The sequence below is a fragment of the Pantoea sp. SM3 genome (genome assembly GCF_000963995.1).
GTDB lineage: Bacteria > Pseudomonadota > Gammaproteobacteria > Enterobacterales > Enterobacteriaceae > Pantoea > Pantoea rwandensis_B.
Window position 1 is genome coordinate 1 of record NZ_JZRD01000055.1, and the last position, 15,162, is coordinate 15,162.

The 15,162-nt window shown below is 47.0% G+C and carries 16 protein-coding genes; 11 read left to right on the forward strand and 5 right to left on the reverse strand.

The window, feature by feature from the left end; genetic code table 11:
* Positions 1-1,465 precede the first annotated feature (1,465 nt).
* The 3 genes from VI01_RS23485 (at position 1,466) to VI01_RS23495 (ending at position 5,645) form a co-directional block, all read left to right on the forward strand.
* Positions 1,466-2,668, forward strand: coding sequence for an AAA family ATPase (locus VI01_RS23485; protein WP_045816856.1), 1,203 nt, complete (start codon positions 1,466-1,468; stop codon positions 2,666-2,668).
* Between the two features lie 35 nt (positions 2,669-2,703).
* Positions 2,704-3,639, forward strand: a complete 936-nt coding sequence (locus VI01_RS23490; protein WP_045816889.1) for a ParB/RepB/Spo0J family partition protein — start codon at positions 2,704-2,706, stop codon at positions 3,637-3,639.
* 953 nt (positions 3,640-4,592) lie between these two features.
* Positions 4,593-5,645 carry a RepB family plasmid replication initiator protein gene (locus VI01_RS23495; RefSeq protein WP_045816857.1) on the forward strand — a complete coding sequence of 351 codons (1,053 nt, stop codon included), beginning with the start codon at positions 4,593-4,595 and terminating at the stop codon, positions 5,643-5,645.
* 1,184 nt (positions 5,646-6,829) lie between these two features.
* Here the strand turns inward: VI01_RS23495 and VI01_RS23500 are convergent.
* From VI01_RS23500 to bdcA, 3 genes are all read right to left on the reverse strand, one after another.
* Positions 6,830-7,255: a hypothetical protein gene (locus tag VI01_RS23500; protein WP_045816858.1), complete on the reverse strand. Its 426-nt coding sequence runs from the start codon at positions 7,253-7,255 to the stop codon at positions 6,830-6,832.
* A gap of 72 nt (positions 7,256-7,327) precedes the next feature.
* Positions 7,328-7,756: an NUDIX domain-containing protein gene (locus tag VI01_RS23505; RefSeq protein WP_045816859.1), complete on the reverse strand. Its 429-nt coding sequence runs from the start codon at positions 7,754-7,756 to the stop codon at positions 7,328-7,330.
* Between the two features lie 298 nt (positions 7,757-8,054).
* Complete coding sequence (bdcA, locus tag VI01_RS23510; RefSeq protein ID WP_045816860.1) at positions 8,055-8,768, reverse strand: SDR family oxidoreductase; 714 nt, start codon at positions 8,766-8,768, stop codon at positions 8,055-8,057.
* Between the two features lie 77 nt (positions 8,769-8,845).
* Here bdcA and VI01_RS23515 point away from each other — a divergent pair, with 77 nt between their 5' ends.
* Positions 8,846-9,436, forward strand: coding sequence for a TetR/AcrR family transcriptional regulator (locus tag VI01_RS23515; protein ID WP_045816861.1), 591 nt, complete (start codon positions 8,846-8,848; stop codon positions 9,434-9,436).
* 253 nt (positions 9,437-9,689) lie between these two features.
* Here the strand turns inward: VI01_RS23515 and VI01_RS23520 are convergent, their stop codons facing one another.
* Entirely contained in the window at positions 9,690-10,100 is a 411-nt protein-coding gene (locus VI01_RS23520; RefSeq protein ID WP_045816862.1) for a GNAT family N-acetyltransferase, read from the reverse strand.
* A gap of 123 nt (positions 10,101-10,223) precedes the next feature.
* On the opposite strand from VI01_RS23520, the gene VI01_RS23525 reads away from it, so the two are divergent.
* From VI01_RS23525 to VI01_RS23550, 6 genes are all read left to right on the forward strand, one after another.
* Positions 10,224-10,433, forward strand: coding sequence for a hypothetical protein (locus VI01_RS23525; RefSeq protein WP_045816863.1), 210 nt, complete (start codon positions 10,224-10,226; stop codon positions 10,431-10,433).
* Between the two features lie 76 nt (positions 10,434-10,509).
* The gene (gene fos / locus VI01_RS23530) at positions 10,510-10,908 is read left to right on the forward strand and encodes a fosfomycin resistance glutathione transferase (protein ID WP_045816864.1); all 399 of its coding nucleotides are present in this window, start codon (positions 10,510-10,512) and stop codon (positions 10,906-10,908) included.
* Between the two features lie 413 nt (positions 10,909-11,321).
* On the forward strand, positions 11,322-11,597 hold the full coding sequence (locus VI01_RS23535; RefSeq protein WP_045816865.1) for a hypothetical protein: 276 nt from the start codon (positions 11,322-11,324) through the stop codon (positions 11,595-11,597).
* Between the two features lie 212 nt (positions 11,598-11,809).
* Positions 11,810-12,055, forward strand: coding sequence for a regulatory protein YcgZ (gene ycgZ / locus VI01_RS23540; RefSeq protein WP_045816866.1), 246 nt, complete (start codon positions 11,810-11,812; stop codon positions 12,053-12,055).
* Between the two features lie 53 nt (positions 12,056-12,108).
* A complete protein-coding gene (locus VI01_RS23545; protein WP_231638585.1) occupies positions 12,109-12,492 on the forward strand; it encodes a hypothetical protein in 384 nt (127 codons plus the stop codon).
* 59 nt (positions 12,493-12,551) lie between these two features.
* A complete protein-coding gene (locus VI01_RS23550) occupies positions 12,552-12,815 on the forward strand; it encodes a biofilm development regulator YmgB/AriR family protein (protein ID WP_045816867.1) in 264 nt (87 codons plus the stop codon).
* A gap of 27 nt (positions 12,816-12,842) precedes the next feature.
* On the opposite strand, the gene VI01_RS23555 is transcribed toward VI01_RS23550, so the two are convergent.
* Complete coding sequence (locus tag VI01_RS23555) at positions 12,843-13,043, reverse strand: hypothetical protein (RefSeq protein ID WP_045816868.1); 201 nt, start codon at positions 13,041-13,043, stop codon at positions 12,843-12,845.
* Between the two features lie 474 nt (positions 13,044-13,517).
* On the opposite strand from VI01_RS23555, the gene VI01_RS23560 reads away from it, so the two are divergent.
* Complete coding sequence (locus VI01_RS23560; protein WP_045816869.1) at positions 13,518-14,585, forward strand: SAM-dependent methyltransferase; 1,068 nt, start codon at positions 13,518-13,520, stop codon at positions 14,583-14,585.
* Positions 14,586-15,162 lie beyond the last annotated feature (577 nt).

Sequence of the window (15,162 nt, forward strand, 5' to 3'; positions counted from 1 at the left end):
GGATGCTGGATGCTGGATGCTGGACATTATGGCATCACTGACTCAATGTGGCGTGAAATGACTTAGACTCCGTGATTTTCTCACCAGAAAATAAACAACTTAACTCACTGAAAAATAATAATTAATCTCAATTTTTCAGGCTGAAAATCACCACATCTTCTGACATTTTCATGCTCTATCAACGTGTTAGCTACGTGTCTCCTTGATTCTCACCCGGCTTATAGATGAATTCTATAAAGCGTCAAGTGGTGGTTACGGGTTGGCACTTCGATAGCGAATAACAATCCCAGATTTACTTAAATCTTCTACTCTCCTGAATGAATCTACAGGGTCTCAATGTAGATGCTTAAAGCAACTTAAGTACAGAGTTCTCATCCGCCGAAGTACAGCAGTTAATACATGTTTGAATCAAGACTTATTAAAGTCTCCCCAATAACTCAGGATAAGATCTATCTAAAGAAATTATGTTTCTCAAGTTTGGCGTTTGCAGCATTTATATAGATTTAAGCATGCGTTTATTTGTAGACAGAGATTGACGTGGCCAGGGCAAACAAGCAACTGCTCGTTGTATCAATATCCTCCAACTAATGTGAGATGCAGTATAGTGAACCTGAGAACTCTAGTGAACGTATAAGTGACAATGTATTAAGTTACATCCTGATAAGCTAACTACAGTTTCAGGAACTATGCAGATCTTCAGTTATCACAACATGCTGCATTACATTTTAAGTTGCAGTGTTTTAATCAGTTAAACCAGAACAGAATCTGAGTTCATTTCATTGATCAATATCTAGTGTTATAAACAAGCCATAAGGTTTTAAATTTAATAGCTCCACTTTTACGGAGCTATTGAGCTATTGAGCTATTGAGCTGTTGAGCTGTTGAGCTGTTGAGCTGTTGAGCTGTTGAGTATGAAAGCATGATTTACATCTGCCAATGTTAAATAACGTTCGCAGCAGGGAGCTAACAATTTATGGCCGGTGACGGATGTCATCATTAAAAATGATCAGAGGGAAGGGAAGGGATAACACATTTTATCCGGCAATTCGCACAGTGGTAAGCATAAGCGTTTTCACTGTGATCAATAAATACCACCTCTATGTATAACAAACCTCTTGCAGTTAAAGATGTACAACTTCATCCCGGCGACAAGGCATTCTTGCTAACCGATTCATTTCTGCTTGAACCTATCCCAAAATTTTTGCAGATAAACCGAATTAACGCCTTTTGTTTAAATATCATGCTAAATACGCTAGGGTATGGGAGTTGGCTATAACACCACTCTCAAGGATTTGTCGGACAAAAAAAACAACAACACCTATGTGTCTGATTTTATTGAAATATATACAAACACTGCAAAATCACCCAATTATAAAAAAATCCACTTTTATTGATTTTTACCTAAAAACTGGCATGCGGAATCTTTTTTAGTACAATACAACAAATCATTATTATTGAGGTGCTTATGAAGCGTGATTACGGTGACGTGTTTGACATCGCCAACCGTGCGAATGGCATGCTGCACGGACTCAGCAGCCATATCGAGCAGCAGCGTCAGGAATTTAATCAACAAGGCTACTACCATACATTTACCCGTAATGCCGTTGCTAACTTGCCTCTGCTGAGTAAGCATGCGGTTGCCGCAGCCATCAGTGAGATGGAAGAGGGGGGTTATACGTTTGGCAGAAAGCAGACCGGCAGCACATCTCAATATGCAATGAGCATTCAGAACGTTGTCGATATTTACAAACACCGCAAGGTGCCTAAATACCGCGACAAACATAAAGACCCCTTCGTCGTTTTTGTTGTGAATCTCAAGGGCGGCGTATCCAAAACCGTCACGACCGTGACCCTCGCTCATGGTCTGCGTGCTCACCCAGGCTTATTGCATAATGATCTGCGTATTCTGGTGATTGATTTGGATCCGCAAGCTTCCAGCACCATGTTTCTCAGCCATACCAACAGTGTCGGTTCCGTGCTGGAAACAGCTGCACAGGCGATGCTGAACGATGTCAGCACCGAGCAACTGCGTGAGCAGTTTGTGAAACCCACAGTGATGCCAGGCGTCGATGTGATGCCCGCCTCGATAGATGATGGTTTTGTCGCCAGCGACTGGGATGCGCTGGTAGCGGAAAATTTACCCGGCATCGCACCATCGGAAGTCCTGCGCCGCAACGTCATTGATCGTCTGGCTGAAGATTACGATTTCATTTTTATTGATACCGGCCCACATCTTGATGCATTTATGCTCAATGCCATTGCCGCCAGTGACTTACTGCTCACGCCAACACCGCCGGCGCAGGTTGATTTTCATTCAACCATGAAATACCTGACGCGACTGCCCGAGATGCTTGAGCGGATTGAAAACGAAGGGATAGAGCCGAGATTGAAAGCGAATATCGGCTTTATGTCGAAGATGACCACCAAACATGACCATATTACGTCTCACAGCTATGCACGTGAGGTGTTCACAAAATCGATGCTGGATGCGGTATTACCCCGTCTGGATGGTTTTGAACGCTGTGGTGAGTCATTTGACACGGTGATCAGTGCAAACCCAACTTCATATCCCGGCAGCGCCGATGCACTCAGAAAGGCGAAACAGGAAGCCGAGAATTTTTCACGCGCTGTATTTGACCGCATTGAATATATCAGGAGTACCAAGTGACCGAACCCAAATCACTCAAAAGAATTGGCCGCACCATGGGCCAGTCTCAGATGTCGAGCTTTATCAACAGCGGCAATCAGTCACGCGTATTTACCCTGAAATCCGGTAACACGGCGACATTCAGCCGCCAGCTTATCCCCAGCGGTGAAGTGGAAAGCAAAACCTTCGTGGATGCGCAGGTGAATGGACGCGATCAGTCAGCACTCACTGAAGAATCAGTGAAAGACATCACGCGCACCATCGAATTGCAACAATTCTTCCCGGCGATTGGTCGCCTGGTGGATGGCCGCATTGAAATTATGGATGGATCTCGTCGTCGCGCGGCTTGTCTGTTTGCCGGAACGGGCCTCGAAGTTCTGGTGACCGAGGATGAAATCGATATCAGTGATGCCCGCCAGCTGGCAGCTGATATTCAGACCGCGAAAGAACACAATCTGCGTGAATTGGGTCAGCGTTTCCTGATGATGGAAGCCCAGGGCATGAACAAGACCGAGATTGCTAAAGCGGAAGGGATCTCTAACGCGAAAGTGACACGTGCTTTTCAGGCCGCATGGGTTCCTGCAGAGTTTATCGAGTTAATCCCGGTCGTTTCCGACCTGAGTATTCCGGACTATAAACTGCTGCTCGATGTGGCAGAAGAAGCAAAAGCGGAGGGTGTCGCGGTCAAAGAGGTCGTCGCTCAGGTAAAAGAGCGAATGGATGACGATCAGGCACTGCAAAAGCTGGCTTCAGATGATCAGAAAACCCGGATCCTGTCGTTTTTCACCACCGCTAAAAAGCAGCTGGTGAAGCCGGTCAAAAACAAGAGCGTCACCACTGAGAAGTTTGGCCATTTTTCAGATCGTACCGCTTACGCTAAACGTAAAACTAACGCAGAAAAGCGTCATGTGCAGTATGAGTTCCATCGTTTGCCTGCCAATACGCTGGAAGAGATCGATATTGCCATCAAGGCGATCCTCTCTAAGCCCTGAATGGGTTCCAACTGCTAAGCAAGTCTTAAAATGGGCGTGGTTTACACGTCCTTATTGTTGAATATCGTTGTATTGATCGTTCGGTCTTCCGCATTCCGTTGCAATATGTACCTCTAAAGCGCTTCAGCAGCGTTCTAAGCGATTTAAGTTCAATTATCGCATCTCACCACTTTAATCACCTCAACGCGCTACAGACACGCCACAAGCTGTAATAGCGTGCGTCTAAAGTAAACCATGTTCATAACCAAAATCGCGCCCATGCGAGGCAGGAAGTTATACAGATTGATCCTTTCTCGAGATCGACGTCCAGAATTGAATGAAATCACCGTATTCCGTGTGAAACTTGCATAACAATCTTATTTATCACTGCTTTTTATCCCCTTTATCCACAGGTTCGATCCAATTATTCGATCATAATGAGATCCCAATGAGATCATAGAAGATCCCGGATCGCTACAGGCCTTGATACCACTGGGCTGAAAGGGCCTTAATAACCGCTATAAAGAGTAAAGTAACCGCTGTAGAGAGGAGAATAACCGATGAAAAGAGTGAAACAACCGATGAAGAGAGTGACTGATAACCGCTGTAGTGAGCAGGCAAGGACAGAAGCTGTGCGTAACTGATCTCACTGTGTATAACTTTATTTCCCTGTAACCTGACTGGCTGGATATCAACCGGCGTTATCCGGGAAAGGTTACCCCCATTATTCACTGACCCGATTCAAGAATAGATCAACTTAAGATCATATAAGTTCCTAACAGATCCCCACTTCACTTAAAGCCTTGTACCACAAGCCCTAAAGGGGGGTTGATAACCGCTATAAAGAGTAAACTAACCGCTATAGGGAGTAAATTATCCTCTATGGAGAGTAGTCTAACCGATGAAGTGAGTGCTAGTATCCGCTATAGAGAGTAAACGCGCGATGTCCCTGTGTATAAACCGGATCCTCGAAAATGTCGGAAAATGAGCTAAAAAACAACAAGATAGTTGAAGCCTTTTCAGAAACAGATAAACGAACTGGCGAACTGGTTGTACTTACCCCCAACAGAGATAACACTGTTCAACCCGTTGCCTTAATGCGACTAGGCCTGTTCGTTCCTACGTTAAAATCGACCAATAACCGTAAAAACGACACGACAGCCGTCACGGATGTCACAAACGAACTTAAGTTACTGTCGCTCGTTAAATCAGAAGGTTATGAGAGGATCCGAATCATTGGCCAGCGACTCGATATGGACAATGATTTCAAGACATGGGTCGGGATCATTCACGCGTTTGCGAAGTACAACGTCACCAATGACAAAGTGGTTCTACCTTTCGTCGAGTTCGTTAAACTGTGTGGTATTCCTTCATCCCGTTCTTCAGCCAAGCTGAGAGAGCGACTGGAAGCCTCGCTGATCCGCATTGCATCAAATACCATCCAATTCGGCACTGCAGACAAAGATGAACTCTACGTCACTCACCTTGTGCAGTCCGCTAAATACAGTGTTAAAAAAGATACGGTCGAGCTGCAGGCTGATCCCAAACTCTTCGAGCTCTATCAGTTTGATCGAAAGGTTTTGCTACAGCTGCGCGCCATTAACGCGTTGGCTCGTAAGGAATCTGCTCAGGCGCTGTATACTTTTATCGAAAGTCTGCCTCCTAATCCGGCGCCCATTTCCATGGCACGCCTGCGACAACGTCTGAATCTGACATCCCGTCCTATCACGCAAAATGCTACCGTGCGCAGGGCGATGGAGCAGCTTAAAGACATTGGCTACCTTGATTACACGGAGCTCAAACGCGGTAGCTCCGTGGTATTCCACATCCATTATCGCCGGCCAAAACTCAAACCTGCAGAGCTGCCACTCAAGCTCCCGGATATTCTCGAAGATGAGCTGGAACTTGATGATCCTATCGAGACCAATGATGTTGCAGCAGCCAGCGAGCCGCAGGGTGAAATGGTGATGCTGTCAAAAGCGGAGTTGAAGATCCTCGAGGAAATCCGCAAAGGTAAAGTGAAGTAGCCTCCCAATGCTGTCCTCATTTGATAACCGCTATAGAGAGTAAATACTCTCTATAGCGGTTATATGCTGCTGCAATTCACCCTGTTCACCGCCCACATTCACTACGAGTCAGAGATTTGTGACCCAGTAGCCACTATAGAGAGTAACCATGTACTCTCTATAGTGGTTATCTGGAAGTTGCTCACAATTTGCTTCTCTTTCAGTTCAAACGTGCAACTTGACTGCTTTCAGTGTGATAGAAGAAGGGCGTCTTCTGGTGAGCCCTTGTGCAATGATCCAGGATCGACCTCATATTTCAACAACCACTATAGAGAGAAGATACGTACTCTCTATAGTGGTTGTTCGATAAAAGTGACGTTATCACTTCTATCTTATTGAGTTGCTTGGGGATTATTGAGGGGATGTTTGTTGAGATTATCGTCTGATTTATGTGCGATAGCGCTTTTAAATCTACATTTATTACTTATTTATCATTAATTTATGCATGCTCGCTACCAATTGCGACTCTCAGTTCATTAGCTATCCACTATAGAGAGTAGTCACTCACTACAGTGGATAGCATTGCTGGTTGCATGGATGAGCGGTTAACCAGAGATCCTGCTATCAGGCACGCTATTGAGGGATATTTGCATCTTTGAATAACCGCTATAGGGAGTGATTTTACTCTCTATAGCGGTTATCGGTTTTTTACTAATCCAATATAACTACATAATATTTATCGTTTATTTTGATTTATTGATTGGTTTGATAACCGCTATAGAGAGTAAACTTTTAAAGGGATGCCCTTAGCGGAACACCCCGGTGATCCAACAGGGATCGCAGGATCGTTGGTGAACAGGGGGCAGGATCAAACATCCACTATAGAGAGTAGAAGTAACCACTATAGAGAGTAACTACTTACTACAGTGGTTATGTTCCTTCTGGCCCCCTGGTGGTTACTAACCTCGCAGGCCTTGCTAATAGTGGAGTTAGTGATTGCTAACATCATTATAAAGATACGAACGTTTATGTACTGGAACCACGCTTCATCCAGGGGGATTTGGCTATGAGAGGTGGACTTACTCTCTATAGTGGTTGTTTCACAGGATCAACTTGCACCACGCGATCCCGATCACACATAGATCCCCTGCATATTGTGTTTGTTGTCTCTCATCATGACTGGCTGACCAAATGATGGGCAGGATTTACACCCTTGCTCTGTGCTTGTCCGAGTGAAGCTGAAAAATATAGACCGCCGTTAATGGCACGATCATCAATGTGATTAACAACCAATAGAGGATGTCGACCAGGCTTCGTAATCGAAAATTTAAACCATCAAATTTCTGCCAAAAATGTGCAGGTGCAATCCAGAGTCCAATGCGTTCAATGGCAACTTTGGCGAATGGAAAAAGGAACACCGTGATAACCAGTGGAGCATAGAAACACAAGGGTGAGCGATCTTGCATAAAATTGATCATCAGGATAAAGGGATAAAAACAGCCGGCCAGGGCGTTCTTGATGAAAGTCAGGCTGCGGAGGCACGTTAAAAAAGGGCCGTAATGTTTAACTGCATCAGTTGGTGTCCGCTGCGCCGGGTTACCACCGCGCGGTCTTTTCTTACGTCGTGACATGATAGGGCATTGGCTTCCTTGCTAGCGGCCAGGAACTTGTTCCTGAATGGCAATAGTTCGGTGAACGTGGACTCAGTCCGCGCTTTGTCCCGCGTTCATTATTAGTGGGAGTATCTGCTGACCGGTGAGCGGCGCTAATGGCAGCGAAGCATCATCGGATGGATGGAACCAGGTGATCTCTTCAATCTCTGCGGCTGGCGTAATCGTTGAGGTGGGGGCAAGAACCGTGAATATTTCAGCGATAAGCGTATGTCCTGGCTCATTCGCGGCTGTGTCGGTGAACTGACCTACATATTGCGTATCCTGTTCGGTGACACTGATTTGCAGTTCCTCTGTGAGTTCACGGATCAATGCAGCCACCGGTCGTTCAGTCGATTCGATTTTCCCTCCAGGCTGCATGAAATAGCGCGTATCGCGCTTGCGAACCAAAAGCATGCGCCCCTCCGCATCGATCATGATTGCTGCCGCAATGCGGATAACCTTGTCTGCGTTCATCATCATCCTCTCGTTGTTATCGCCTCGCCTTCAAACCAGGTTGGTGGAAGGGAGGGAGGAGTATAGCCTGGTTGAGAATGATTATTAATTACATGAGTAATAAATCTGTCCGCTTTACATCGCTGCGGCCTGTGAAGTGGATATCAGTCCTGAGGGTAAATGAATGTCATTCTCAATTGCCATTGACTGCGACCCGCGTGATCCATTCCTACTGAAACAAGGGGAGCAGTCAGTGATATTGGCATTCAGCTACCTCTTTGCATCCAGCCCACTTCACATTGCCGCACTTATCGTTATTGTCTTCCTACGCGCCAAATCCGCCATCAATCGTATGCATGGCACCGGTCACAAATGAGGCTTCAGGACCGGCAATCCATGCAACCATTCCGGCCACTTCTTCAGGCTTACCGTGGCGCTGGATGGCCATGAAACTGTGCATAAGGTCTTTCATCGGCCCCTCTGCCGGATTCATATCCGTGTCGACAGGACCCGGCTGAACGACATTCACCGTAATTCCGCGTGGTCCAAAGTCACGGGCCAAACCGCGCGCTAATCCCTGCAGGGCCGATTTGCTGACGGCATAGGCTGCGCCTCCTGGCATTGGCATCCGGTCTCCGTTAACGGAACCGATGACGATAATGCGTCCCCCTTCAGGCATCTGACGGGCGGCCTCCACAGCAGCATGATAGGGTGCGTGAATGTTGATACGGAACAAATGGTCAATTGCATCACTTTCCAGCTCTAACGCATCACCAAATATCGCGACGCCTGCATTGACCACCAGCACATCAAGAGGCCCGGAATCGCGCACCAGTTTCGTCACGGCATCGCGATCGGCGCTATCCGCCTGGACAGCTTTACTGCCTGTGTCTTCGGCGAGTTTTTCTGCCACCTCACGCGAGCCAGCGTAGCTGAACACCACTGAAGCACCGTCGGAAGCAAAACGTCGCACGATTGCCGCACCGATACCCCGACTGCCGCCTAATACCAGAACCGATTTGTTGGTAAATACCGCCATTAGTGAGTCCTCAATTGTATTGTAGTGGTCATTACAATATTATTGAGCCAGTCAGGTTGTCAAAGGATTATGTAGTGATGACTACAAAAATTAACCGTACGCCAGGCCGCCCACGCAAATTCGATGCGGAGCGGGCGGTGTGTATTGCGCAGAATTTATTTCATTCGAGTGGTTACGATGTGGTGAGTGTGGGGGATCTAACCAAAGCCTTCGGCATCAATCCACCCAGCTTTTATGCGGCTTTTGGCAGTAAACTCGGGCTGTACCGGCTGGTGCTGGATCGTTACGCTCAGGATGGGGCTATCGGTCTAAAGGCGTTGTTGCGTCATGACCGACCGGTGGCGGAGTGTCTTTCTGCGGTACTAGATGAAGCCGCAAGTCGCTATGCTGCCGATCCGGAAGCGACCGGATGTCTGGTTCTGGAGGGCATTCATTGCGACGATCTCTCTGCGCGCGAGGTGGCCTGTGGTTTTCACACGGCAGCAGAGAAGATGTTCCATGCCTATGTTGCCGAGCGCTACCCAGAACAGGCCGTGCGGATAACCGATTTCATGGTGACGATCATGTCGGGCCTGTCTGCTCGCTCACGGCAAGGTGCCAGTGCGGAGCGTTTGCGTGAGACAGCGCGTCTGGCCGGTCAGATGCTGGCTCAGTTGCTTCCGGTGTGATGAGGTTTTTGCTGTGATTGCTGGTGCAGTTTAGAAATGGACTTTCGTTTTGAACTCAAAGCCGATGGGCGAAATAGCTTTGATGCCTGTCACTCAGGAATTGAGGCTTTTTGATGAAATTAGCTAACAAAGCGGCTCTAAGATCGGATACTAAAACGAAGGCAGCTGGCGCTCAAACATCCAGCCCTCAGCTGTATCGTGGATAAAAAAACGCCTGGCGCATGCAGGGCATGCTTGCATGTACCAGTGCTCATCATTTAAGCGGCTTTTTCATTGAAGGCGAGGCGTGAAGGATGAAGTTATTGTTTTCATAAAATGGAATGGCTTCTTTCCTTGCATCGAGAAAGATGAAGTTCATCTCTCTGCCTGCAGATTCGCGAGTTGCAAAGTCTAATAATGCCTTTCCTATGCCAGAACCACGAGCGTGCTCATCAACAACCAGGTCATCGATGTGCAGATGGTAGCCTCTTGCCAGCGTATGCACAGGTCTCCACCCCATCAGGCCGGTCAGTCTGTCATCGATAAAAGCGCCAATCAGTTCATAGCCACTTAGAGACTGGATTTTGACCGATTCGCGAAACTGGCCCAGAGAAATATCCCTCAGCTGAGAGATCAATGGATAGGCTTCATTCCATTCTGATGGACTTAGTTTTCTGATTAACATACCTGAGCATCTCCCTGTTAAATGTGCTATTTGCTTGTAAAATATTGAAATGAAGTTCGCTACTGCATTTATGTTACAAAGGGCGGTGTCCCATCTCTCTTAAGGTTAGCAAAGGAGTCAGTCATGTCTCAGCCAAACGAATACGCTGCAGGAAAAGCCATTTGCAATGAGATTGGTGGCGCGGTGCTGGAAGTTCTGAGCAGAAAAAATGAGTTTGCCGTTCAGTCACTGATTGATGTCCTGCAGGAAGCGCAACAAGATGGCCATCACTATGATGTCGAGCGTGAGCTGGGCATGGAGATGGCAATACGAATTCTGCAGAAGTTTGCTTAGCGACTCGCGTGACAAACGATTTTCTTCCCAGCGCCTGTGCTAAATTAGCGCTACAAATTCTTGTTTTGAGCTCAACATGCTGACCGGACTGAATCACATCACCCTTGCTGTAAGCGATGTCTCTGCGAGTTTCAATTTTTATGTTGAGACGCTGGGATTCACTCCCCGGGCGCAATGGAAGAACGGCGCCTATCTCTCATTAGGTGAACTTTGGCTCTGCCTTTCACTGGACACCCTTTCGATTGGAAAAGATTACACGCACTATGCCTTCAGCATTGAAGACGAAGTGTTTGATGCTTTTACTGAGAGGCTGAAATCTGCAGGCGTCATAGAATGGAAGATTAACAAAAGTGAAGGAAAATCACTCTATTTCCTCGATCCGGACGGCCATAAGCTGGAGCTCCATGCAGGCGATCTGGAAAGCAGATTAAACGCCTGTCGGGCACAGCCGTATGACGAGATGACGTTTTACTGAGGAGAGAAGGCGCAGCCCGGAGTCATTACGTTTTGGCAGCGTCTCTGACGCCAGGCCACTCTCTGCCGCTACGACTAACCAAAAACACCCGCATACGCGCCGAAAGAGCACAGCCCGCAAAGCGTGATGGATAGTAATGTCGCAGAAATTGCGTACTTATTCATAATTTACCGCCTGAGAAATAAATGTAACCTTAGCCTGAGCCTGGCAGTGATTCACAGCATGTAAACCCTGCGAAGATCATTCAGATAAATCTATTGGATGTTTATAATCCCAGAACTGGCGCGTGTTGATATCAATAGACTGGCATCACTAAGCCCGAGCATCATGCCGCTTGGTTTAACGCAAATATCTCATCAGCTACAATAGATCCTGAGGACTCAGCGTAAGCCCGATTCTCAGGAAGTAATACAATGGATAATTCAGACAAAATTTTAGGCGAGGCAGCTTATCAGATTCTTGCCCGCCGTGAAAAAATCAGTGTTATACAATTAAATCAGGAACTGCATCGCATGGCCGAAGAGGCTGATACGCCAGAGCGTAAACAAGCCGTATTAGCTGCGATTGACTGGTTGAACGATTATCGACAGCCCTCGTCAGAAGATAAGCGCAGCCGCTCACCCTTGCGGCGTATGAGTGAGAGCTCAGATAGCATTACGCTATCGCCAATTGAAAATGTGAAAAAGTAGCCTGGGTTTTCAACACCATTACACTTTACCCATCAAAATGCTTGTGAGAACAGCGATTAAGATATTTCTGTTTCGACAGGTTATTTGTCTCCCGAGAGCACTTTTTGCAAAAAATCAGGCCCCCGTTATTGAATATATTTTTGTACAGTTATTTCCAATACTGTACAACTTTATCAGGCCATTTGCCTGGCCCAACATGAGAGGGTAAACACATGCGTCAGAATGGATACACTCCGAATTCGTCGGAAGCGATTGCTCAATATTTTAATAAAGCTTCTCTGCCCTCACAGCAAGAAACACTAGGTCAAATCGTGGTAGAGATCCTGCATGAGGGCAAAAACCTGAATCGTAAATCTCTCTGCACCAAATTACTTCGCCGTCTGGAAACGTCAGCCAACGCTGAAGAGGAACATCACTATCATCAGCTTATTGGACTGCTTTTCGACCGCGAAGAGTAATGCCTTTTAAAGCCATAGTTGTACAACATGACCGTTCTGGATGTGCATGGCATATGAATGACTTTTGGCTCTGTGGCGGAATTGCAATTTGCAGTTTGTTTACAGTAAAAAATGCCATGCAGATGCCGTTATCAGAGAAGTATATGAACAGAAGTGAACGCCAGCAGTTAATAGATGAAATCATCGGTGAAGCTACTCTGGCTCTGCTCCAGCGAGCGGGGCCTGTCTCTTTCCATGCACTCATCGAACAACTTCAGGTTATGGAAGGCCAGTCAGATGATACTGACAGGCGGCAATTGATCGCCCAGACCATTGCCGAGGTAAGAAAGAGCATTGCCGAGGGAGAGCGGGCCAAACAACAAAGAGCAGAGGGAATCAATTCAGTCCAGCACCTGTACACGGACTCGCATCACTCAGGCAATAACAGTAAACACTGATTTTCAGGTTGATGGCAACCCTGTTTAATCCATGACAACATAAAACTCGGAAACAAATCATGCATACCTCAGAAGACATTTTTTCTGCGCTTGCCGATCAGGAACTGGCTGAACGTTTCCGCCAGGCGGGTCCGGGTTTGAAAGATGAGGCCGCGGTGTTAGGCGCTATCATTCGTAATGTGTTGGCCTCGGAAGGACAGATAACGAACAAAGCCATTATCATCAGTTTAATCCGGGCACTGGAATCCGCACAGGATGATGCTGAAGCCCACACATTGCGTCAGACTCTTGAAATCGTCGTGGGCGTAACACCGGATGATTGATGGCTGATTTTTCATAAAGCGCGTCAATCAGTGCATCATTTTTGAAAGCAGGCGGATAAGGGTTTCGTATTTCTCTTTTAAAACTGAATCCGCTTCATTGTCTTTAAGTTTTTGCAGGGCCTGAGAAATCTCGTGTGCCTCAAAATCTAAGCCTTCCCGAATAAACCCTGACACAGTGGCCCCTAGCAGCGCTAATATCTCTTGTGTGATCTGCCCATCATGCTTCACCGCGACTCCACACTCTGTATAAAAATACAGAGTGGCATATCTATCTCACGCCTGAAACCCTTAAATAATTGAATGGCAGCCATTTCTGATTTTTAATTAATAGGTTATGGTCCCACTGTGTTGTAAATATTGAACTTATTCGTTATTAACGCTGCGCTTATAAAGTTTACAACTCTCCACGCCAATTCCAGCATGAATTACCTGAAATAATCACTTAAAGATAACTGCAACGTTTGATGCATTGACTAACTTGCAGTTGCCATTCCTCCCGTAAAACTTTCCCTCAAGGCCTCCTGGACATAGCGTTCAACAAACAGAAGGGGAGATATATTTAAATTTCATTTGCGTCAAAATTAATAATGATTATCATTCTCATAATGGCGGAGTTGAAATTGACCCCATCCTCAATAAAGCCAATTAAATCCTGACACAGTATGTGATGAGTTCACCCCCCAGTTTAAAGATGGAGTGGTTATGAATGGAGAGAGCAGCACCAATCTGCACGTGGTGAACCCACAGACGGCCACCGCTATCGTTGCGTCATCACAACATGATGTTTGGCAACGTGCAGGGCATCAGGCTGCGCAGCGGTTACCGGCAGCTGCCGCGATTGCTGCTCTGGCGGCTTTTCAGACTGAGAGCGAGTCAATGGCACCGTTGATGATCTGGCAACGTCTGCATGAGCTGTCGTTTGTCTCTGCTCAGGGTTGGCTGATTGCTGATGCGCGTCAGCAGGCAGGCGTTGCCGACTGTTATCAATTTCTGCTGGAAAAATGGCACTGCATTCTGGAAGACGAAGGGATCGTGGAGCAGCGCGAGCAGCATTGGTTTGCCAGTGAATGCGCGCCCAGTCTGCACTCCATCGAACAACGTATCGACGATGGAAAAATTCGTCTGCGCCGCTGTCTGGAGTGGCACGCTGAGGGAGAAGCCTTCCTCAACACGTTATTCGCAGACCCGCAGTCTCTTTGCGAGGTGATGCGCTATCCAAAGTTGGCACAGAACCCACTTTCATCGCACAAGGGCCGCCTCCTTTATGCCGCGATGCAGCCAGGTAGCATGTTAACGGACTACCTTGGTCAGATAGCTGCCTCACTGCTGCAAACGGCGACGCAAGGGAGTGATTGTCCGCGGGTGTTGGAGATGGGTGCAGACACTTGCCATGATGACCTTCATCAGTTGCGGGATAGGCAAGGTTGTCCATCGGCACAGCTGGATGCCGTGCTGGCAACCGGCTTGCTACACACGACTCATTGCCTCGATACCATCCTCCACGGCATCTGGCATGCATTAAAACCTGAGGGTGTACTGATTGTGGTTGAATCCACAGAGGATTCGGCGCTGAGATGGATAACCGCTGCTATGGTGCTGCAACAGGCAACAGAAGGGCACTCTCAGCCGGTTACGCTGTCTCTTTCACGTGAAACCTGGCTGCAGGCATTTGTGCGTCAGGGCTTCCTTCTGGTCGGTGATTGGCCTCAGCCGGGAACGGCACTCTCGTTTGCTGGTCAGCAAGTGTTTATGGTGCAGCGGCCCGGTTGAAGGAGTGATTATAGTGACTTCGTGTTTAGAATAACCACATTCCATCTTTCCTGGAGGCTCTTATCGTTCTGCGATAGATCCTCTGATTTTGATTAAGACCGAATGAATATCCTCGCTGGGCACCCCGATAAAACTCAATGCGCTGCGTACGCATGATTGAAAATCGGCATGGACAAAACGTGGTGAGGCAACACGATATGACTGCAGGCATAAGAAAGCACGTAATCAACTTATTAATAGGGTAGTGATGCGATCGCTCAAACTCGCAAGCCGTGCGATAGTTTTAATAATATCGGCGCAGAGAGCTCATGCATTTAACCTGGCTTGAAGGCGAACTAAACCTGACAAAAAAAACGCGTCATGGATGACCCTTCACTATTGCGTGTCGGTATAGTCACTCAGGGATGGGCGTTGTGAAGATAACAATGACAATAGTTGATAGTTAACCCCGTCATTATCTTAATTTGGGGACTCAACAAAAGCGGGAAAGGGTGATGATATCAATCAGTGTTTATTTTATGGTGGGCTTAACACCCACCATAAATGTTCGATAACTCAAATTAAACGGGAAAAGCCC